Genomic DNA, 1,194 nt, shown 5'->3' on the forward strand with positions numbered 1-1,194 from the left:
CGATGCGGTGGTGGGCGACCGTCCGGTGCTGCTGCACCGGGTCGACGGCCACGCCATCTGGGTCAACACCAAGGCGCTGGAAATGGCCGGCATCACCAAGGAGACGCCCAAGCTGGCCTTCGTCGCGCCGCTGCCGCCCGAGCGCACCGGCATCGCCGACTACGCCGCGCAGCTGCTGCCGGCGCTGCTGGACCACTTCGACATCGAGCTGGTGCTGCACCAGGACCAGCTGACGCTGGCGCCGGAACTGGCCGCGCTGCCGCAACGCAGCGTCGACTGGTTCGACCAGCACGCCGACGATTACGACCAGATCCTCTACCAGTTCGGCAACAGCCCCTTCCACAGCCACATGTTCGGCCTGCTGCGCCGCCATCCGGGCGTGGTGGTGCTGCATGACTTCTTCCTGAGCGGCGTGCTGGCCTACGAACAGCGCACCGGCAACATGCCGGGCGTGTGGTCGCAGGCGCTGTTCGACAGCCACGGCTACCCCGCCCTGCTGGCCGGCCAGCACACCGACCAGGCCGAGGCGATGCGGATCTATCCATGCAACCTGGCGGTGCTGCAGGACGCCACCCGCGTGATCGTCCATTCCGAGCACGCCCGCAGCCTGGCGCGCCAGTGGTACGGCGAGCAGGCGGCGGCCAACTGGAACGTGGTGCCGCTGCCGCGCGCGCTGCCGGCGCAACAGGACCGCGGCGCCGCCCGCCGCGCGCTGGGCATCGCCGACGACGCGCTGCTGGTGTGCAGCTTCGGCTTCATCGCGCCGACCAAGCTGACGCTGGAACTGATCGAAGCCTGGCTGGCCTCGCGCCTGCACGCCGACCCGCGCTGCGTGCTGGTGCTGGTGGGCGAGAACCACGGCGGCGACTACGGCGCCGACGTGACGGCCGCCATCGCCGGCCACGAACGCATCCGCATCGCCGGCTGGACCGACGAAGCGGTCTACCACCAGTACCTGCAGGCGGCCGACATCGGCGTACAGCTGCGCAGCGTGTCGCGCGGCGAGACCTCGGCCGCCGTGCTCGACTGCATGAACTACGGCCTGGCCACCATCGTCAACGCCAACGGCTCGATGGCGGCGCTGCCCACCGACACCGTCTGGCAACTGGCGGACCAATTCGAGCTGGCGGCGCTGACCGCCGCGCTGGACGGCCTGCGCGACGACGCCGGCCGCCGCCAGGCATTGGGCGCGGC

The 1,194-nt window shown here is 71.1% G+C and carries 1 protein-coding gene; it reads left to right on the forward strand.

The window, feature by feature from the left end; translation table 11 throughout:
- The coding region (locus GTP90_RS35765) for a glycosyltransferase family 4 protein (RefSeq protein ID WP_161087938.1) at window positions 1–1,194 on the forward strand (1,194 nt) is incomplete at both ends.

Origin of the sequence: Duganella vulcania, assembly GCF_009857655.1 — a bacterium.
In the GTDB taxonomy this organism is placed as follows: Bacteria; Pseudomonadota; Gammaproteobacteria; order Burkholderiales; family Burkholderiaceae_D; genus Rugamonas; species Rugamonas vulcania.